This window comes from Cellulosimicrobium sp. SH8 (genome assembly GCF_025818875.1).
Taxonomy (GTDB): Bacteria; Actinomycetota; Actinomycetes; order Actinomycetales; family Cellulomonadaceae; genus Cellulosimicrobium; species Cellulosimicrobium cellulans_D.
Window position 1 is genome coordinate 71,137 of record NZ_JAMXMH010000006.1, and the last position, 20,178, is coordinate 91,314.

Annotated in this window: 14 protein-coding genes; 2 read left to right on the forward strand and 12 right to left on the reverse strand. The window is 75.0% G+C overall.

What is annotated here, in order from left to right; genetic code table 11:
- Window positions 1-144: 144 nt before the first annotated feature.
- The 4 genes from holA to NF338_RS09870 form a co-directional block, all read right to left on the reverse strand.
- Entirely contained in the window at window positions 145-1,155 is a 1,011-nt protein-coding gene (gene holA / locus NF338_RS09855; protein WP_264030602.1) for a DNA polymerase III subunit delta, read from the reverse strand.
- A gap of 141 nt (window positions 1,156-1,296) precedes the next feature.
- Window positions 1,297-3,942 carry a ComEC/Rec2 family competence protein gene (locus NF338_RS09860; protein WP_264030603.1) on the reverse strand — a complete coding sequence of 882 codons (2,646 nt, stop codon included), beginning with the start codon at window positions 3,940-3,942 and terminating at the stop codon, window positions 1,297-1,299.
- Window positions 3,939-5,210 carry a ComEA family DNA-binding protein gene (locus NF338_RS09865; protein WP_264030604.1) on the reverse strand — a complete coding sequence of 424 codons (1,272 nt, stop codon included), beginning with the start codon at window positions 5,208-5,210 and terminating at the stop codon, window positions 3,939-3,941. The genes NF338_RS09860 and NF338_RS09865 overlap by 4 nt, the downstream gene beginning before the upstream one ends.
- 133 nt (window positions 5,211-5,343) lie before the next feature.
- Window positions 5,344-6,225 carry a DegV family protein gene (locus NF338_RS09870; protein WP_264030605.1) on the reverse strand — a complete coding sequence of 294 codons (882 nt, stop codon included), beginning with the start codon at window positions 6,223-6,225 and terminating at the stop codon, window positions 5,344-5,346.
- An 84-nt stretch (window positions 6,226-6,309) separates the two neighbouring features.
- Here NF338_RS09870 and NF338_RS09875 point away from each other — a divergent pair, with 84 nt between their 5' ends.
- Window positions 6,310-8,172, forward strand: a complete 1,863-nt coding sequence (locus NF338_RS09875) for a DUF853 domain-containing protein (RefSeq protein WP_264030606.1) — start codon at window positions 6,310-6,312, stop codon at window positions 8,170-8,172.
- 57 nt (window positions 8,173-8,229) lie between these two features.
- Here the strand turns inward: NF338_RS09875 and NF338_RS09880 are convergent, their stop codons facing one another.
- Together NF338_RS09880 and leuS are read right to left on the reverse strand one after the other, a co-directional pair.
- On the reverse strand, window positions 8,230-9,057 hold the full coding sequence (locus tag NF338_RS09880) for an endonuclease domain-containing protein (protein ID WP_264030607.1): 828 nt from the start codon (window positions 9,055-9,057) through the stop codon (window positions 8,230-8,232).
- Between the two features lie 223 nt (window positions 9,058-9,280).
- Window positions 9,281-12,280, reverse strand: a complete 3,000-nt coding sequence (gene leuS, locus NF338_RS09885; protein ID WP_412846537.1) for a leucine--tRNA ligase — start codon at window positions 12,278-12,280, stop codon at window positions 9,281-9,283.
- Between the two features lie 67 nt (window positions 12,281-12,347).
- Here leuS and NF338_RS09890 point away from each other — a divergent pair, with 67 nt between their 5' ends.
- Window positions 12,348-12,794 carry a YbjQ family protein gene (locus tag NF338_RS09890; protein WP_264030608.1) on the forward strand — a complete coding sequence of 149 codons (447 nt, stop codon included), beginning with the start codon at window positions 12,348-12,350 and terminating at the stop codon, window positions 12,792-12,794.
- Between the two features lie 49 nt (window positions 12,795-12,843).
- Here the strand turns inward: NF338_RS09890 and NF338_RS09895 are convergent, their stop codons facing one another.
- The 6 genes from NF338_RS09895 to NF338_RS09920 form a co-directional block, all read right to left on the reverse strand.
- Window positions 12,844-13,500: a vitamin K epoxide reductase family protein gene (locus NF338_RS09895; protein WP_264030609.1), complete on the reverse strand. Its 657-nt coding sequence runs from the start codon at window positions 13,498-13,500 to the stop codon at window positions 12,844-12,846.
- 134 nt (window positions 13,501-13,634) lie between these two features.
- Window positions 13,635-14,915, reverse strand: a complete 1,281-nt coding sequence (locus NF338_RS09900) for an MFS transporter (RefSeq protein ID WP_264030610.1) — start codon at window positions 14,913-14,915, stop codon at window positions 13,635-13,637.
- A 123-nt stretch (window positions 14,916-15,038) separates the two neighbouring features.
- Entirely contained in the window at window positions 15,039-15,773 is a 735-nt protein-coding gene (locus tag NF338_RS09905; protein WP_264030611.1) for a metal-dependent transcriptional regulator, read from the reverse strand.
- Window positions 15,774-15,808: 35 nt separating this feature from the next.
- Entirely contained in the window at window positions 15,809-16,513 is a 705-nt protein-coding gene (locus tag NF338_RS09910) for a YceI family protein (protein WP_264030612.1), read from the reverse strand.
- A gap of 54 nt (window positions 16,514-16,567) precedes the next feature.
- The gene (locus NF338_RS09915) at window positions 16,568-18,424 is read right to left on the reverse strand and encodes a metallophosphoesterase family protein (RefSeq protein ID WP_264030613.1); all 1,857 of its coding nucleotides are present in this window, start codon (window positions 18,422-18,424) and stop codon (window positions 16,568-16,570) included.
- A 97-nt stretch (window positions 18,425-18,521) separates the two neighbouring features.
- Window positions 18,522-20,090, reverse strand: a complete 1,569-nt coding sequence (locus tag NF338_RS09920; RefSeq protein ID WP_264030614.1) for an MFS transporter — start codon at window positions 20,088-20,090, stop codon at window positions 18,522-18,524.
- Between the last annotated feature and the right edge of the window lie 88 nt (window positions 20,091-20,178).

A 20,178-nucleotide genomic window follows, 5' to 3' on the forward strand; every position in this document is an offset into this window, starting at 1 on the left:
TTCCCACGGAGGGGCGCCGACCCGCACGGGTCGGCGCCCCTCCGTGCGTGCGGCGGGAGAACGTCCTCGTCCGTCGAGGTAGAGCCGTGGACCGGCGACGGAGAACCGTGGACCGCCGCTGAAGCCCGCAGACGTCAAGCGCGCTCAGCGACCGTGGGCTCGGGCGATCGTGAGGACCGCACGCTCGACGGCGAACACCGGGTCCCGCCCCGCGCCCTTGACCTCGGCGTCGGCCTGCGCGACGGCGCTGATCGCCGTGGCGAGCCCTTCCGGGGTCCAGCCCGCGAGCTCGCGGCGCGCCCGGTCGACCTGCCAGGGGGCGAGGCCGAGGTCCTTGGCCGCGACCCCGCCGCGGCCGCGCATGGCGCCGACCTTCGCGAGCGCACGGAGCTTCATCGCGAGCGCCGCGACGAGGGGCACCGGGTCCGCGCCGGTGGCGAGCGCGTGCCGCAGGAGCGCGACGGCCTCCCCCGCGTTCCCGGCGACGGCGGCGTCGGCGACGCGGAACCCGGTCGCCTCGACCCGGCCTCCGTAGTACCGGTCCACGACGGCCTCGCTCACGGTCCCGTCCGTGTCCGTGACGAGCTGGCTGCAGGCCGCCGCGAGCTCGCGGAGGTCGTTGCCGACCGCCTCGACGAGGGCGCGCACCCCCGACGCGTCGATGCGTCGGCGGGCGCGGCGGAACTCGGCGGTGACGAAAGCCGTCTTGTCCGAGTCCTTCTTGATCGCCTCGACGGCGACCACGGGGGCCCCGCTCGCCTTGATCGCGTCGAGCATGCGCTTGCCCCGCACCCCGCCCCCGTGCACGACGACGACGGTCGTCTCCGGGTCCGCGGTCGGGACGTAGTCCACGACGTCGGCGACGAGCGCGTCCGTCGCCGCCTCCGCGCCCTCGACCACGACGACCTTCGCCTCGCCGAACAACGACGGGCTCGCCGCGACGGTGAGCATCCCCGACTGGTACGTGGCGCCCTCCATCGTGACCTTCTCGACCTCGGGGTCCCGCTCGCGCGCGAGCCCGACGATCGCGTCCACGGCCCGCTCGGCCAGGAGCGACTCGGGGCCCTGCACCAGCACGACCGGCGCGATCCTGACGTCGTCCCACGCGAGCGACGGGCCGGCGGACGGGCGGGCGGTGCGGGTCGGCGCGGGCATGGCACCAGCCTCCCACGAGCCACCCACCGCGTGTGCACACCGACGCGGCCTGGCTCCTCGGACGGCCCTGGGGAGCGTCCACGGCAGCCCCGGCGGGAAGCTTCCGTCGCCGGGACGCGCGTGCCGCGTCAGGCGCCCGCGTCAGGCGCAGCCCGCGGCGGCGAGGACGCCGTCGCGCACGACGAGCGCGAACGTCCCGCAGGTGTCGGTCCGCAGCACCGTCGCGCCGACGCCCCGGTAGAGGTCGAGTGCCCGGTCGGTCGGGTGCCCGTAGGTGTTCTCCCCCGAGCTGACGAGCGCGACCGTCGGGGAGAGCAGCCCGGCGAGGCGGTCGGACTGCGTCGCCGAGCCGTGGTGCGCGACCTTGACGACGTCGACCGGCCCGGAGCCGCGCTGCGCGAGGGTCCGCGCGAGGGCTGACTGGCCGGCGTCCTCGAGGTCGCCGAGCGCGACGACGTCCATCCCCGCCACGTGCAGGAGGAGCGCCACGCTCGCGTCGTTCGCGCCGCCGTCGGACTCCGTGGCGGCCGCGTCCGGTGACGCGGCACCGGACGCGGCGGACGACGCGCCCGGTCCTGGCCCGGCGCCCGACGGTCCGCCGCCCACCCCGGCCTGGAGCACCTCCCACCCGACGCCGGCGGCGGTGCCGTCACCGCCCTCGCTGCCGACGGTGCCTGCCGTCGCCACCTGGACCGGGACGCCCGCCTCCGCGAGCGTGGCGAGCGCCCGCTCGGCCTGCTCCGGAGGATCCGTCGTGGCGGTCACGAGGGCGCGCTCGACCGTCCGGCCGCGGAGGACGGCGTCGAGACCGCCCACGTGGTCGGCGTGGAAGTGGCTGAGGACGAGCAGGTCGACCCGGTCGACGCCGAGCCGGTCGAGGCAGCCGCCCGCCGCGGTCCCCGGTGGCCCCACGTCGACGACGACCGCCGACCGGGGCCCGGAGCGCAGCACGAGGGCGTCACCCTGTCCGACGTCGCACGCGACCACGGCCCAGTCCTGCGGCACCGACCCGGCCGTCACGACGAGCGGGCGCACGAGCACGACGACGAGTACGGCGAGCACCACCACGGCGAGCCCGGCGCCGACGACCTGCCCTGGTGTCCGACGAGGGCGTCTCGGCGCCCCGCCCGGCCACGGCGGGCGTCCGCGCTCGCCCGACATCCGCCGCCGGGCGGCGCGGACCCTCCGGACGACGCGGTCGCGCAGGGGTGGCGACGTCGCGCGTCGGACGACGCGGCGCTCCCCGGCCTCGCGCAGCGCGCGCGATCGGAGCACGACGGTGAGCACCACCACGGTCGCGAGCGCCAGCAGGACCAGCCCGCCGACGCCCCCGGCCCAGGGCAGCCGCGCGCCCGGCAGGCCCGCGAACGCCTCCGCGACGCCCGCGATCCACCCCGTGAACATCCCCGCGGCCCACCCGAGCGCCGTCGCCGCGCCGGGCCACCACGGCGCGACGAGGGTCGCGAGGACCCCCAGGACGGTCGCGGGTCCGAGCGCCGGGGCCGCGAGCAGGTTGGCGGGGACGGACCACGCGCTCACGCTCGGGTCGAGCAGGACGAGCACCGGGGCGCACGCGGCCTGGGCGGCGACGGGCACCGCGACCACGTGCGCGACGGTGCGCCCGCACCACGGCGCCATCCGGCGGGCGAGAGGCGTCGTGAGGAGCGCGAGCCCGGCCGTCGCCGCGACGGAGAGCACGAACCCGTACGAGCGGGCGAGCCCGGGGTCGAGGACGAGCAGCACGACGACGCCCGCCGCGAGCGCGGCGACGGCGCGCGACGGCCTGCCGAGCGCGATGCCGACCACCCCGACGGCGCCCATCGCCGCCGCCCGCAGGACGCTGGGCTCGGGGTGGACGAGCACGACGAAGCCCGCCATGGCCGTCCCGGTGACGACCACGCGCGCCCAGCGGGGCGCACGGGCGAGGACGCACAGCCCGGCGACGCAGGTCACGACGATCGCGAAGTGCCCGCCGGACACGGCCGTGACGTGCGTGAGCGACGTCGTCCGCATCGCCTCGTCCAGCGCGGGGTCGAGCCGCGAGGTGTCGCCGACCGCCACACCCGGGACGAGCCCGCGCGCCTGCGGACTCAGACCGTCCGTCGCGTCGAGGAGCCCCCGCCGCATGGCGTGCACGCCGCGCAGGAACGGACCCGCCGGCTCGACGGTGCGCGGCGCCCCCTCCGTCCGGAGCATCGTCCGGTCACCCTGGACGACGAGCCGGCCCGTCGCCACGACGGCGGCCCCGTACGCGAGGTCGTCCCAGCCGTCGCCGCTCCCCGTGACGACGACCGTGCCCGCCGCCGCGGTCGTCACGCCGCGCGCGGTGAGCTCGCGCAGGGAGACGCGCACCTCGTGACGGTCGGCGGCGCCCGACCACGGGTTCGTCCGCGGCACGACGGCGGAGCGCACGGTCGCGGTGACCGTCGCCGTCGCGCCCTTGCCTGCCAGGTCGGCGAGCGTCGCCCGGTCGGCGAGCTGCGCACCCGCGGACAGGAGGACCGCCGCCGCGCAGGCCAGCACGAGGGCGGCCTGGCCCACCCCGCGTGCGACCAGACCACGACGGCTCGTCCCATCACTTGTCGAACGTCTTCGCGCCGCGGCGCCGCCGCGCCGTCCGCGCCCTCCGAGCAGCAGTGCCCCGAGCACGACGCCCAGCAGCACGACGCCGAGCAGCACGACGGCGAGCGACGCGCCGCGCAGGGCCGCCGTCGGCGTCGTGCCGAGCGCGAGGAACGCCGTCCCCCAGGCCGCGAGCGCCGCCGGGACGAGCCGCAGGTCGGTCACACGCGGACGAGGTCGCGCACGTCCGCGAGCACGGCGGGCCCGATCCCGCTCACCTCGCCGAGCTCGTCGACCGTCGTGAACGGACCGTTCTCCTCCCGCCACGCGACGATGCGCTCGGCGAGCACGGGCCCGATCCCCGGCAGCGCGTCGAGCGCCGCGGCGTCGGCCGTGTTGAGGTCGACCGTGCCGTCCGCAGCGGTCCCGGCCGCCGGCGGTGCCGGTCCCGTGGCCGGCACCGCCTCGCCGGGGCGCGGGACGACGATCTGCTCGCCGTCGGTCACCGTCCGGGCGAGGTTCAGCGCGGCGAGGTCGGCGTCGGCGGTCGCCCCGCCGGCGGCATCGAGGGCGTCCGCGACGCGTGCGTCGGCGGCGACGGTCACGAGACCCGGGGTGACCACCTGACCCACGACGTGCACGACCACCCCGTCCGACGGCACGCCGTCGGCCCCGGTGCTCGCACCCACGTCGTCGGCGCCGGCCGCCTCCCTCGCGGCACCACCCACCGCCTCGTCGGCGTCCGACGATCTCGCGGGTTCCGCGTCGGGTCCCGTCGCCGCGCCCGCCGTGGGCGCGGCGTCGAGGGACGCGACGGGGGTGACGCCACCGGCCGGGTTCCGGACCAGCACGACCGCGGCGGCGAGGAGGAGCACGACGACCAGCGCCGCCACGGCAACCCGGGGCCGCAGCGCCCACCGGCGCCGCCCCTCCTCGCCGAGCCCGGCGAACCCTGCGTGCGACGTGGGGTGCCCGTACGCCGCCGTGTACGCCGTCGACGCGGTCTGTGCGGCGCGGGACCGCAGGCGGTCGACCGACTCGGCGTCCGCGCCCTCGAACGCGGTGGGCTCGTCGTCCCCCGTCCCGGGTTCTCCCGCGAGGTCGACACCCCGGCCCTCGTCCACGTCGGGACGCGGCGGGAGCCAACCGGCCGCCCGGTCGACCGAGCCCCGCGCCCGACCGCGTCCGTGTCGCTCAGCGCCGTCCGGCGCGACCGGCACTCCCGGGAGAGCGGGAGCCTCTCCGCCGGGCGCGGGTCCCGCGCCGTCGCCGGGGCCGAGCGCCGACGGCCTGAGACCGCCCGGCCACGGACCGACGTCGGGGTCGTCGGGCGGCCCTCCCTGCGGGAGGGCCGCGGTCGCCGGGTGCCACGCGAGCGCGGGCCGGCCGGTCCCGGTCACGGCGCGCAGACGCTGCCGGACGACCGCTCCCTCCCGGGCGGGGTCGCGACCGGGACGGGCGTGCTGACGCGGCTCGGGTCGTGGGGTGCTCACGCCGCGACCGTACGGAGTTCGGGCGGGGCGGGACCCGACGGCGAGCGTTCCTGTGGACGGGACCGTCCGCGGACGGTCCTGTGCACGGCCACGACCCGCAGGGCTCCGCCGGGAGACGGGGCCGGTGGGTCTCTCAGCGCGTGGTCGAACGGTCCTCGACGCCCGAGCCGCGGTCCGCGAGCTCCGCGACGACGACCGCCAGCACGCCCGGCCCGACGTGGGCACCCAGCACGGCGCTCACCGGGGTCACCACGACGTCGAGGCCCGTGCGGGTGGTCAGCTCGGACGCGAGCCGGTGCGCCCCGGCGTCGTCCCCGACGTGGTGGACCGCGAGTGCCGGCCGCGCGCGGCGCGCGACGGACTCCACGGCGACCGTCGTCAGGCGCTCGACCGCGGCGGCCTTGGTCCGGACCTTCTGCACGACCTCGATCTTCCCGTCCCGGACGGCCAGCAGCGGCCGCACGCCGAGCACCGTCCCCAGCGCCGCCGACGCGGCACTGAGGCGTCCGCCACGACGGAGGTGGTCGAGCGAGTCGACGAGGAACACGGCGCGGCTCGCGTCGGCGACCTCGATGGCGCGCCGGGCGACGACGTCCGTGCTCTCCCCCGCCGCCGCGGCCCGGGCGGCGGCCTGCGCCGCGAACCCCAGCCCCATCGCGACGGTCCGAGAGTCCACGACCCGCACCGGGACCGGCGCGTCCGCCGCCGCGAGCGCGGCCGCGTGCACCGTGCCCGACAGCGCGCCCGAGAGGTGGACGGAGACGATCTCCCTCGCGCCCGCGGCGGCGGCCGCGGCGTACGCCTCGGCGAACGCGCGCGGCGTCGGCTGCGAGGTCGTGACCCGGCGACCGGCCTGGAGGTGCGCCGCCACGTCCTCGGCGGTGAGGCCCACCCCCTCGAGCGAGGACTCGTCGTCAACGATCACGTGCAACGGGACGGAGCGGAGCCGCTCGTCGCGGACGGGCGGAAGGGAGGCCGTCGAGTCGGTGACGACGTGCACGTGGTGGTCGGTCATGGCCGCGCCACCTTACGGCGCGCGCGGGACGTGCCGCATCCCGGCCCGGCTGCGCCTGCGCGGTACCGCCCCTACGATCCGAGCATGGCCGACGACGCCGCACAGTCCCCGACCGAGCTCGCCGCCCTGCGCGCGGCGGCCGCACAGGCGGCCGCGGAGGCCGCCGAGGCCAAGGCCCGCGCCGCGCAAGCAGCCCTCGAGGCAGCCGAGGCCGCCGCTCGGGAGGACGCGGCGCCGTCGGGCACCGCACCGAGCGCGGAAGCGGACGCACCCGCCGAGGAGGCTGCGCCGTCGGGCACCGGGCCGGTCGAGGGCTACGCCGCCGAGGTGGCCGCAGGCTACGCCTACCGAGGCGGGACGCTCGCGCTCGGCGCGCTGCTCGAGGGCGAGCCGGGCGCCGAGCCGACGCCGCGCGCCGAGGTGCAGGTGGGGTTCGCGCTGAGCATGCTCAACCGGCACGGGCTCGTCGCGGGCGCGACCGGGACCGGCAAGACGAAGACGCTGCAGGGCATGGCGGAGGGGCTGTCGGCCGCGGGCGTGCCCGTGTTCCTCGCGGACGTCAAGGGGGACCTGTCCGGGCTCGCCGTGCCCGGCGAGTCGAACGAGAAGATCGTGGAGCGCTCCGCGTCGATCGGGCAGGACTGGAGCCCGACGACCTTCCCCGTCGAGTTCTACTCGCTCGGTGGTCTCGGGGCCGGCGTGCCGATCCGCACGACCGTCACGGACTTCGGCCCGTTGCTGCTCTCGAAGGTGCTCGGGCTCAACGAGACGCAGGAGTCGAGCCTCGGGCTGATCTTCCACTGGGCCGACTCCCAGGGGCTCGCGCTGCTCGACCTCAAGGACCTGCAGGCGACGATCGCCTACCTCACGTCGGACGAGGGCAAGGCGGAGCTCAAGGGCATCGGCGGGGTGTCGAGCGCGACCGCGGGCGTGATCCTGCGCGAGATCGTCGCGCTCCAGGCGCAGGGTGCGGACGTGTTCTTCGGCGAGCCCGCGTTCGCGACGTCGGACCTGCTGCGCACCGCCCCCGACGGCCGCGGCGTGATCTCCGCGCTCGAGCTGCCCGCCGTGCAGGACCGCCCCGCGCTGTTCTCGACGTTCCTCATGTGGCTGCTCGCCGACCTGTTCCAGGAGCTGCCCGAGGTCGGGGACGCCGAGAAGCCGCGGCTCGTGTTCTTCTTCGACGAGGCGCACCTGCTGTTCACGGGCGCGTCGAAGGAGTTCCTCCAGCAGGTCGTGCAGACGGTGCGGCTCGTGCGGTCGAAGGGCGTCGGCGTGTTCTTCGTGACGCAGAGCCCCAAGGACGTCCCCGCCGACGTGCTCGCCCAGCTCGGCAACCGCGTCCAGCACGCGTTGCGCGCGTTCACCCCCGACGACGCCGCTGCCCTCCGCGCGGCCGTACGCACCTACCCGACGTCCCCCTATGACCTGGAGCGGCTCCTGCAGTCGCTCGGGACCGGTGAGGCCGTCGTCACGGTGCTCACGGAGAAGGGCGCGCCGACCCCCGTCGCCTGGACCCGCGTGCGCGCACCGCAGTCGTCGATGGAGCCGGCACCCGCGACCGTGCTCGACGGGGTCGTGGCCGCGTCGCCCGGGTTCGCGCGCTACGGCACGGCGGTCGACAACGAGTCCGCCTTCGAGCTCCTGCAGGTCAGGGTGCAGGAGCAGGCCGCGGCCCGCGCCGCCGCCGAGGCGGCGGAGGTCGAGGCCGCAGCGCAGGAGAAAGCGGCGAAGGAGGCCGCCCAGGAGGCCGAGCGCGCGGCCAAGAAGGAGCAGGCAGAGCTGGAGAAGATGCGCGCGAAGCTCGAGCGCGACGCGGCCAAGCCCCGCTCGGGGTCGAGCGGGTCGTCGCGGTCGTCGAGCCCGCTCGACTCGTTCCTCCGCTCCGCCGGCACCCAGCTCGGCCGCGAGCTCACCCGCACCATCTTCGGCACCCGCCGCCGCTGACCCCAGCCGTTGTGGGCGTGAAATGGGCCCGATGTGGACCCCGAAACCCGGCCCATCTCATGCCCGCAACCGTCCCCGGGCGGTCAGGGCCTGGCGGCGGGCCTCCGCCACCCGGGCGACGAGGTCGTCCGGGAAGCGCAGGACGTCGTCCGCCGTCACGACGAGCACACGCCAGCCGAGAGCCTCCAACGCCTGCTTGCGTCGGATGTCGCGGCGCCAGGTGGCCGGGTCGGTGCGGTGGACGTCGCCGTCGTACTCGATGGCGATGCGGAGCCGTGGGTAGGACAGGTCGGGCAGCGCGACGAACCGCCCGACGTCGTCGTGGACCGGGCGGTTCACCTCCGGGCACGGAAGCCCCGACTGGACCAGGAGGAGCCGGGTCCGGCTCTCCATCGTGGAGTCCGTCCTCGGCCTGATGAGGTCGAGCGCCTCCCGGCACGCGACGATCCCCTTCGCCTTGCGCGTCGTGCGGGCGATCTCGCGCAGGGAGCCGACGTCGGTCACGGGCGCCTGGCGCCGCGTCATCGCGTCAGCGAGGACCACGAGCTCGTCGCGGCGCAGGACGCGGGCGAGGTGGACCCAGGTCTGCGGGGCCGTCGTCGTGAGGAGCCCGTCGACGTTCGTCGTGCGCAGACCGTTCCCCGCGGCATGGTGCGCGACGACGTCCCCGCGCTGCGGACGGGCGTCTCGTCCGGGGGACACGACGTGCACGCGGTCGTCGTCCGCGAGCCGCCACGGAACCTCCACGCCGAGCAGCCGGAGCGCCGTGACGTGCCCGAACGCGACGTCCGGGCCGAGGACCAGCGCCGCAGCTCGACACCGCTCGACGATGTCGTCCCGACCGGCCGGGGCCCGTACGCCGTGGTGAGGCGAGACCAGCTTCACGGATCGAAATCGGCGGCGGGAGGGCGTGTCCTGCCGATCCCGGACGCGAAAGGGCACAGCGGCGGGCGATCTGTTCGTCATGTGCGCCAGGCTCGCGGGGCCGGCGCAACCCCACCAGCCCTCGCTGACGATCTGTGGACAACCCCACGGTTGTGGGCATGAAATGGGCCCGGTTTCGGAGTCGAAACCGAGCCCCTTTCATGCCCACAACCGCGTCGGGGAATCAGACGACGATGTTGACCAGCTTCGGGGCGCGGACGACGACCTTGCGGACCTCGGCGCCGTCGATCGCTCGCACGACGTTCGGCTCCGAGAGCGCGGCGGCGGTGAGGTCCTCCTCCATGATCGACGGCGGCACCTCCAGGCGCGCGCGCACCTTGCCCTTCACCTGGACGACGCACGTCACGGTGTCCTCGACGAGGTAGCGCTCCTCGGCCGTCGGGAAGGGCTCGTGCGCGAGCGAGCGCTCGTGGCCCAGGCGCTGCCACAGCTCCTCGGCGATGTGCGGCGCGACGGGCGCCGTCATGAGCACGAGCGGCTCGACGGCCTCGCGCGGCACGCGGTCGAGCGACGTGAGGTGGTTGTTGAGCGTGATGAGCTTCGCGATCGCCGTGTTGGGGCGCATGTGCTCCATCTCGACGCGCACGTCGGCGATGGCGCGGTGCACGGCGCGCAGGGTCGCGGCGTCGGCGGGCTCGTCGACGACCGTCAGCTCGCCGGTCTCCTCCGAGACGACGTTGCGCCACAGCCGCTGCAGGAACCGCTGCGACCCGACGACGGCGCGCGTCTCCCACGGGCGCGACAGGTCGAGCGGACCCATCGACATCTCGTAGACGCGGAACGTGTCGGCGCCGTACTCGGCGTACATCTCGTCGGGCGTCACGACGTTCTTGAGCGACTTGCCCATCTTGCCGTACTCGCGCTGCACGACCTCGCCGTTCCAGCGGTACAGGACCTCGCCCGAGCCGTCGGACGCGGGCTCCTCGGTGACCTCGGCGGCGGGGACGTACTGGCCGCGCGCGTCGGTGAACGCGTACGCCTGGACGTAGCCCTGGTTGAAGAGCTTGTGGAACGGCTCGACGCTCGTCACGTGGCCCAGGTCGTAGAGGACCTTGTGCCAGAAGCGCGCGTAGAGCAGGTGCAGGACGGCGTGCTCGACGCCGCCGACGTACAGGTCCACTCCCCCGGCGCGGCCCGCGCTCGGGTTGTGCTCCGGGCCCATCCAGTAGCGCTCGAGGCCCCCGTCGACGACGACGTCGTCCGCGCCGCCGTCCCACCGCGGGTCGAGGTAGCGCAGGTAGTACCAGCACGACCCGGCCCAGTTGGGCATGGTGTTGGTGTCGCGGCGGTACTGCTTGGGCCCGTCGCCGAGGTCGAGGGTGACGTTGACCCACTCGTCGTTGCGGCCGAGGGGAGCCTCCGGCGACGAGTCCGCGTCGTCGGCGTCGAACGTGCGCGGAGCGTAGTCCGGGACGTCCGGCAGGTCGACGGGCAGCAGCGCGTCGGGGATCGCGACGGGCTGGTCGTTCTCGTCCCAGACGATCGGGAACGGCTCGCCCCAGTAGCGCTGGCGGCTGAACAGCCAGTCGCGCAGACGGTACGTCGTGGTCCCCTCGCCGAGGCCCTTGCCGACGAGCCACTCCGTGATGCGCCGCTTGGCCTCCGTCACGTCGAGACCGTCGAGCGACACCTCGTCGTTCGACGACCCGATCGCGACGCCGTCGCCCGTGTACGGGCCCGTGAAGTCCTCGGGGAGCCCGCCCTCGGGCTCCACCGTGCGCACGACCGGCAGCCCGAACGCCTCGGCGAACGCGAAGTCGCGCTCGTCTCCGCCAGGGACCGCCATGATCGCGCCCGTGCCGTAGCCCATGAGCACGTAGTCGGCGGTGAAGACCGGGATCGTCTGCCCGTTCACCGGGTTCACCGCGAGGTGCCCGGTGAACACGCCCGTCTTCTTGCCCGCGTCGGCCTGGCGCTCGACCGCCGTCTTCGCCGCGGCCTCGCGACGGTAGGCGGCGACCGCCTCGACCGGCGAACGGTGCCCGCCGGTCCACGCGCTCGACGTGCCGTCCGGCCAGTGCGCCGGGACCTCGTCGAGCAGCGGGTGCTCGGGCGAGACGACCATGAACGTCGCGCCGAACAGCGTGTCGGGGCGCGTCGTGAAGACCTCGATCTCGCCGCCGGACTCCGCCGCGGCGTCGTTCGCGCCGTCGGGCGTGCCGAGCACGGCGAACCGCACCAGCGCGCCCTCGCTGCGCCCGATCCAGTTGCGCTGCATCGCCGTGACCTTCTCGGGCCAGTCGATGAGGTCGAGGTCGTCGGCGAGGCGGTCGGCGTACGCCGTGATGCGCATCTTCCACTGGCGCAGGCTGCGCTGGAACACCGGGAAGTTGCCGCGCTCGGAGCGGCCGTCGGCCGTGACCTCCTCGTTCGCGAGGACGGTGCCCAGGCCCGGGGCCCAGTTCACCGGCGACTCGTCCACGTACGCGAGGCGCTGGGAGTCGACGACGGCGCGGCGCTGCTCCGGCGTGAGCGTCGCCCAGTCCGTGTCCTCCTCGACGCCCTCGACACCGGCCGGCACCGGGCGCGCGCCCGACGCGAGCTCCGCCTCGAGCTCCGCGATGCGACGAGCGCGGCCGCGCCCGCCGTCGGGGCGCAGCGCGTCCGCGTCGTACCAGGAGTCGAAGATCTGGAGGAAGATCCACTGCGTCCAGCGCACGTAGTCGGGGTCGATCGTCGCGAAGGTGCGGCGAGAGTCGTGCGCCAGGCCGAGGCGGCGCAGCTGCCGACGCATGTTCGCGATGTTCGCCTCGGTCGTCACGCGGGGGTGCTGGCCCGTCTGGACCGCGTACTGCTCGGCGGGCAGGCCGAACGCGTCGTAGCCGAGCGCGTGCAGCACGTTCTCCCCGCGCATGCGCCGGAAGCGCCCGACGACGTCCGTCGCGATGTACCCGAGGGGGTGCCCCACGTGCAGGCCCGCGCCCGACGGGTACGGGAACATGTCCATGATGAAGTACGGGCTCGCACCCTCGGGGCCCTGACCGTCGCCGTCCGTGAGCTCCCCCGTGGGGTTCGCGGCGAAGAACGTGCCGCGCTGCTCCCAGAGCTCCTGCCACTTGAGCTCGATCTGCTCCGCGAGCGCCGGCGTGTAGCGGTGGGCGGGGCCGCCCGCGGCGGGGGCGTCCGGGGCGTGCGGGATCGAGGTCGTGTCAGGCGTGGTCACCCGGCCGAGTTTACCGGCCGACGGGAGGCCCGACGGCGGCCCGTCCACCCGTGCGAGGATGTGCGCCGTGATCATCGTGACGACCAACGAGGTGCCCGGCTACCGCATCGACGCGGTGCTCGGCGAGGTGATGGGCATGACCGTGCGCAGCGCGAACATCGGCGCGAACTTCGTCGCGTCGTTCCGCTCGATCGGCGGCGGCGAGGTGACGGAGTACACGAAGCTCGTCTACGAGTCCCGCCAGGAGGTCATGCACCGCATGGTGCAGGAGGCGCAGCGCCGCGGCGGGAACGCCGTCGTCGGCATGCGCTTCGACACGGGCGAGATCGCGGCGTCGTTCTCGGAGGTGTGCGCGTACGGCACCGCCGTCGTCGTCACGCCGATCCCGGCGGGCCAGCCCGGCGCGACGGCACAGTCCGCCCACCAGGCCCAGGGTGCGCCGTCCGCTCCCCCGCAGGCGGGCGGACACGGCTACCCGCAGGACGCCGCGCCGGACCAGCCGGCCTGGCGCTGACGCCCGCGGCGGCGCGTGCCGCCGGACCCTCGCGGGACCGCGGCGCGCGTCAGAACAGCGTCATGATGATCGGGCCCTTGACCAGCAGGATCCACGCGACGAGCGCGACGTAGCCGATCGCCAGGAACAGGTGCCGGTTGCCCACGAGGGCGCGACGCACGCCGTCGCCCGCCGGCAGGTACCCCTCCTGGACCGCGTGCACGACCTGGTACCAGAACAGCGGGAGCATGGCGAACCACACGACCATGCAGTAGGGGCACATCGCCGAGATCGCGTACATCGTCGTCCAGATGAGGAAGACGATCAGGCCCATGCCGAGCGTCGTCCCGCCGAGCAGCGCGAGCCAGTACCAGCGCGGCAGCCGCGCGCCCGCGAGCAGCACGACGCCGGTCGTGATGACGACGGGGAACGCCGCGATGCCCAGCAGCGGGTTCGGGAACCCGAGGAGCGAGCCCTGCCAGGAGTCCATCGCGTCGCCGCAGTCCAGCAGCGCGTTCAGGCTGCACGACGGCACGTGGTTCGGGTCCGCGAGCTTGAGGAACTTCTCGATGGCCAGCGCCGCCGAGCCCGCCAGACCGATCGCGCCGGCCACGACGAGCAACCAGCCCATCGCGCGCACGCTGATCGGGCGGGGACCGGACGACGGCAGCGGCTCGTCGTCGTGGTCGGCGGACACGCTCGCACCGGCGGTGGCGCTCTTGCTCACGGGGACGCTCCTCGTGGGTCACCGGCTCGCGCCGGACGTGACGGGGCGCACGGCGGTGCGCGCAGGGCACAACCTACCGCGCGTCGCTGGGTCCCTGCTGGGAGTCTGCCGAGGTAGAGCCCCGGTCCAGGTCCCTACCTCGGCGGGCTGACCGCTTCCCTGGCAGGCGAGCGCGCGTCGTCGGGCAGGGTGGCGACGACGACGCCGGCGGGGCGGCGACCGACGAGGAGGATGATCCCCAGGCCGGCGACGGTGAGCACGACGCCGGTCCAGGCCGGGGCGAGGTAGCCCCAGCCGGCGGCGATGACGAGGCCGCCCAGGAACGCGCCGTTCGCGTTGCCGACGTTGAGCGCGGAGTGGCACAGCGCCGCGCCGAGCGAGGGCGCGGCGGGCGACAGGTCCATGAGGCGCGTCTGCAGCGCGAGGCCGAGGACCTGGGAGGTGACGCCGAGCAGGAAGAGCGACAGCACGGCGGGCACGGGGTGCTCGCCCGTGAGGGCGAACAGCGCGAGCGTCACGCCGGTGGAGACGAACCCGAGGTAGACGGTGCGCATGACGGAACGGTCGGCGAGCCGGCCGCCGAGGACGGTGCCGACGGTCATGCCGACGCCGAAGATCGCGAGCACGAGCGGTACCGCGGCGGACGAGAGGCCGGTGACGCGTGTGATGGTCGGCTCGACGTAGGAGTAGACGGCGAACATGCCGCCGAACCCGACCGCGGCGCCGACGAACCCGAGCCAGAGCGGTCCGTTGCGCAGGGCGCCGAGCTCGCGGCGCACGCTCGAGTCCTCGTTCCCCGCGCCGGCCGGGATCAGCCACCAGAGGGCGGCGAGCGTGACGAGACCGAGCGCGCCGACCACGACGAACGCGGCGCGCCAGCCGAGCTGCTGCCCCGCGAACGTCGAGAGCGGGACGCCGACGACGTTCGCGATGGTCAGCCCGGCCATCATGGTCGCGACGGCGCGTCCCCGGCGCCCGGGGCCCGCGACGGCGGCGCCGACCGCGGCCCCGACGCCGAAGAACGCGCCGTGCGGAAGTCCGGCGAGGAACCGGCCGGCGACGAGCGTCTCGATGCTTCCCGCGGTCGCGGAGAACAGGTTGCCGAGCGTGTAGAACGCCATGAGGGCGACGAGCAGCGTCTTGCGCGGCAGGCGCGCCGCGACGACGGTGAGCAGCGGGGCCCCGACGACGACGCCGACGGCGTAGGCCGTGATGGCGTGGCCCGCCGTGGGGATGGAGACGTCGAGGTCGGTCGCGATGTCGGAGAGCAGGCCCATCGTCGCGAACTCGGTCGTGCCGATGGTGAAGCCGCCCATGGCGAGCGCGAGGAGCGCGGGACCGGCCCCGCGCAGGCGTCCGGTGCTCGCGGGGGGTGCGTCCACCGGGGGCGCGGGCGTGGCGGTGCTGTCGGTCATCGTGTCCTCGGGCGTCGTGGGCAGGGCGGCGGTGGCGGCCTCGGACCGAGTCAGCGATCGAATCGATTCGAGGGGTGTCGACGACGTCGGCGACGAGAACAGAACAGGGGGCAGGCGGCCAGTCTAGGCGGAGACGGGTTCCGCGCGCACGACCCACACGTGGTCCGCGGCGCGCAGGCCGAGCTGCGCCGGCGGCGTCGGGCGCGCGGCGTCGGCACCGGAGCCCGACCCGACCGGATCGGGCGGCGACCAGACGACCGAGAGGATGCCGGCATACTCGCGGCGCTCGCGCACCTCCACGCCCGTGTCGAGGCCGACGCCGATCTCCGCGAGGTAGCGCAGGACGTCCGGGTCGGCGTCCGAGATGCGCGCCACGGTCCCCCGGTCTCCCACGACGAGGTCCGCGAGCGGGACGGCGGGCGGGCGGACGACGGTCCCGTCGGCACCGGGGATCGGGTCGCCGTGCGGGTCGCGCGTCGGGTGCCCGAGGCGCGCGTCGATCCGCTCCACGAGCAGGTCGGAGACCGCGTGCTCGAGCACCTCGGCCTCGTCGTGCACCTCGTCCCAGCCGTAGCCGAGCTCGGACACGAGATAGGTCTCGAGGAGGCGGTGGCGTCGCACCATGGCGAGCGCGAGGCTGCGGCCGCGCTCGGTGAGCGTGATCGCCCCGTAGGGCGCGTGCTCGAGGAGGCCCTGGGCGCTGAGGCGGCGCACGGTCTCCGACACCGTCGAGGCGCCGACGCCGATGCGCTCGGCGAGGAGCTTGGTCGTCACCCTCTCGTCCGACCACTCCTGGGCAGCCCAGACGACCTTCAGGTAGTCCTGGGCGACGGGCGTCAGGTCGGTCGGGTGGTCCACGCGTCCACCCTAGGTCACGGGCTCGTCCGCGGTCCTCAGGGGGTCGCGGGCCGGACGAGCTGGAGCCGCACCTCGACCGTGCCCTCGTCGCGCACCTGGACCGGCGCGACGGGCGGCACGGCGATGCCGAAGTCGGAGAAGCGGACGCCGATCGCGCCGGTCGCGAGGACGCCGTCGCCGGACCGCTGCGCCTCGAGCGCCACCGTCACGGCCTCGGTCTCGTCGCGGATCGTCAGCGCACCCGACGCCTCGAGGCGCACCGGCGCCGTCGTGGACGCCAACTCGCTCACGTCGAGCGGCGAGGTGAGCGAGAAGAGCGTGGTCGGGTAGAGGTCGGTCTCGAGGGCCTGCTGGAGCTGGCGGTCCGCGACGGAGGACCCGGTCCGGAGCGTCGTCGTCTCGACCGTCACCGTCGCGGTCTGCAGCGATCCCGACCGCACCCGGAACGTCCCCGTGACGTCCGGGGTGACGCCCAGGAGCACGGCCTCGTCCGCCGGGACGTCCAGGACGTCGGCGCGGAAGCCCGCCTCGGAGCCGGGACCGACGACCCACTCGCCGTCGACGTCGAACGGGCCGGGCACGGCGGGCGCGGCCGACGCCGTCGACTCCCCCGGCGACTGCAGGCCCAGCGGCGGCGGGGTGCGGCCCTCGCGCACCTCCGAGTACACGAAGGGCGCGAGAAGCACCACGACGAGCGCGAGGACCACCGACACGACGATCCAGCGCGTGGACCTGCTCATACGTCACATCCTGCCGTGTCCGGCCGTGCGCGGCGAGCACCGACGCGCGCCGTCTCAGCCCTCGGTGGCAGGCACGTCGTCGGTCGGCTCGTCGGCGGGGACGTCCCCGCCCTCGACACCCTCCTCGCCGCCGTCGTCACCGTCCGGCTCCTCGACCACCGGCACGCCCGACGGCGTGGGCCAGGCGATGCGCGGCCAGACCTTCGCGGACTCGTCGGTCCCGATCTGCACGAGCTGCCAGTCGACGATGCGACGCCGCTCGGGGTCGAAGCGCAGCACCGTCATCTCGGCCGTGCCCTTGAGCGGGCCGATGCGGAGCTGGTCCTTGACCGCCCCGGCGGTGCTGCCGCTCACGTAGCGGACGCCGCCGCCCGTCCGCTCCGGCCCGGACCGGGTGTGCATGTGGCCGGAGATCTGGTTCGGCACGCAGCCGGAGTCGAGCGCCTCGTTCCCCATGCGCGGCGTGTGGATGAGGAGGACGTCGATCCCGTCGCCGTCCTCCTGCTCGGCGCACGCGACCTCGGTGAGGCGGGCGGCGTACTCCTCGGGCGTCTCCTCGCGCGGCGGCTGGCTGCCCAGGCCGAGGCGCGTCTCGAGCGGGTCGCGGTCGCCGAGGATGCGGATCCCGTCGACCTCGACGACCTTCCCGTCCAGCACGGTCTGGCCGTTGGCCCGCTCCTGCGCCGAGGTCTCGACGCTGTCGTGGTTGCCGTCGGAGACGACCATGGTCGCGCCCTTCGGCACCGCGGACGCGAACGAGTCGACGCAGAACGACTCGACGGCGGTGCCGTTCATCGTCGTGTCCCCGGCGTTGAGCACGATCGACGCGCCGGAGCGCTCGGCCGCGGTCCGGATGAGAGGAGTCATGCCCGTGTTGCAGTGCAGGTCGCTCACGACCAGGAGCGTGACGAGGTCCTCCTCGGCCGCGGGCTGCGGAGCGGGCTCGTCGGTCGCCTCGGCGTCGGCCGAGCCCTCGGCGCCGGAGACCTCGTCTCCCCCGGCCTCGTCACCGGTGCCCGACGACGGGGCGTCGGTCGCCCCGTCCTCGTCCCCCGGGGCGCCGGTCCCCTCGGGCGACGTCGCGTCGTCGGGCGACGGCTCGTCGGACGTCGCGGTGGCCGCGGGGCGGGGCGCGGTGAGGCGCTGGATGCGGTCGCGCCGGTCCCACGCCTCGACGAGGTTGGCGTCCGCCCGCGCGTAGAAGTCCTCGTTCTCGCGGTAGAGGTCGATGAGCATCGCGCCGTAGGTGTCGACGACGCCCGCGAGCCGACCGGTGATGCGCGCACCCTCGAGCGGAGTCCCGTCGAACACGGCGGACGCGCGCTGGGACGGGCCCGTCGTCGTGCCGGGGTCGCTCGCGACGAGGGAGACGCCGACGAGGGAGACGAGGACGACCCCGGCCGTGATCTCGTACGTGCGCGGCGCGACGCGCGCGGTGAGCTCGCGGCGGCGCGGCGGGCCGAGCAGCAGGTAGAGCCCGGCGCCGACGGCCGCGACGACGAGGATCGCGAAGCCCGTCCGGCGCAGCGCGTCGACGACGAGGGCCCGCGCGACGGAGCCGATCGTCTCCTGCGGGCCGCCGAAGAAGCGCAGGTAGTCCTCGAGGTCCTGCGACAGGCCTTCGAGCGTGTCCGCCTGCCCGACCGCGGTGAGGTCGGCGGGGATCTCCTCCACCGTGACGTCGGCGCCGAGGCCGAGCGGCAGGGGGGAGTCGATCTGGATGGTGCCGAGCGGGCCGAGGTCGACGGTGACGAGTCCGTTGGTCGTGACCTCGTAGAGGGCCTCGTGCGGGCCGAGGGAGCGCTCGGCCGTCGCGGTCGTGACCCCCCACACGACGCAGGGCACGAACGCGAGCAGGACGGCGAGGGTCCAGCGGACCCAGCGGGGCGGGGTGCGGTGCGGACGGCTCATCACCGCCCAGCCTCCCGGATCCGGGCTCCCGTCGCCAACCGCGAGCGCCGCGCGCCCCGCCGCGAGGGTGCGGCGGGACGCGCGGTGCGTGGCGTCGTCAGGACTTCGCGCCCCGCAGCGTGACGAGCGCCACGCCCGCGGCGACGAGCATGAGCACGACCCCGATGAGCGACGTCGTGCCCACGCCGCTGCCGAACGCGGCGTGCGCGGAGTCGAGCAGCGCCTGCGCCTGCCCGGCGGGCAGGGTGGACGCGACCTGGGTGGCGCCGCCGAGCGTCTCGGCCGCGGCGACGGCGTCGGCCGCGGGGACGCCCGCCGGGACGACGACGTTCGCGTGGTACGACGCCGTGAGGATGCTCCCGAGGACGGCCGTGCCGAGCACGGCACCGACCTCGTACGCGGTCTCGGAGATCGCGGACGCCGCGCCCGCCTTGGCGGCGGGGACGGACGACACGATGAGGTCGTTCGACACGGTCTCGGCCGCGCCGACGCCGAGGGACAGGACGACGAACGCCACGACCAGCAGCAGGAGGGTGCTCTCCCCCGCCCCCGCGGCGACGACCGCGTACCCGGCCGCGGAGAACAGCAGCGCGACGGCGACGACGTGCGCCGGGCGCACGCGGCGCACGACCCGCACGACGCCCAGGCCCGCCACGATCATGACCAGCAGACCGGGCAGGAGCGCGACACCCGCCTGCATGGGGGTGAGCCCGAGCACGAGCTGCACGTCCTGGGAGACGAAGAACAGGAACCCGACGAGCGAGAACACGGACAGCAGGTTGACGAGCACGGCACCGCTGAACGCCCCGTGGGTGAACAGCCGCACGTCGATCATCGGGTCCGGCCGGCGGAGCTGGCGGCGCACGAACAGCGCCCCGGCAACCAGCCCGACGACGACGCTGCCGACCGCGAGGGTGCTCGCCCCGGACTTGGCGAGCATCTTGATGCCGTAGACGACGGGGGTCATGGTCGCCATGACGAGCACGATCGACAGGACGTCGATCCGGCCCGGGGCGGGGTCGCGCGACTCGGGCACGAAGAACGGCGCGAGCGCGAGCAGCAGCACGAGCACCGGGACAGCGAGGAGGAAGACCGAGCCCCACCAGAAGTGCTCGAGCAGGAACCCGCCGACGATCGGGCCGAGGGCCGACCCGGCGGCGAACCCGGCCGCCCAGATCGCGATGGCCAGGCGGCGCTCCTCGCGGTCGACGAAGACGTTGCGCAGGAGCGAGAGCGTCGACGGCATGAGCATCGCGCCGAAGAAGCCGAGCGCGGCGCGGGACGCGACGAGCGCCCCGGCCGTGGGCGCGTAGGCGGCGACGACCGACACGGCCGCGAAGCCCACGGCGCCGACGAGCAGAAGCCGGCGGCGGCCGACGCGGTCGGCGAACGAACCCATCGGCACGAGCAGGCCGGCGAGCACGAGCGGGTAGATGTCGATGATCCACAGGAGCTGCGTGCCGCTCGGGCGCAGCGACTCGGAGATCTGGGGCAGCGCGAAGCTCAGCACGGTGTTGTCGATCGACACGAGCAGCACCGGGAGCATCAGCACGGCGAGCGCGAACCAGCGGCCGGCGGCGCCGCGCGCGGGTCCGCGCGTCGCGGTCGCGTGCGGGGCGGGTGCGGTCCTGCCGGCCGTCGAGGTCGTCGTCACGGGGGTCGTCACGGCGAGGGGTCCTTCCACGTCTTCCGGGCGGTCGGGGCGACGCGGTAGCGTCGAACTTCCAAACCGTCCAGACGGTACAGTAACGATC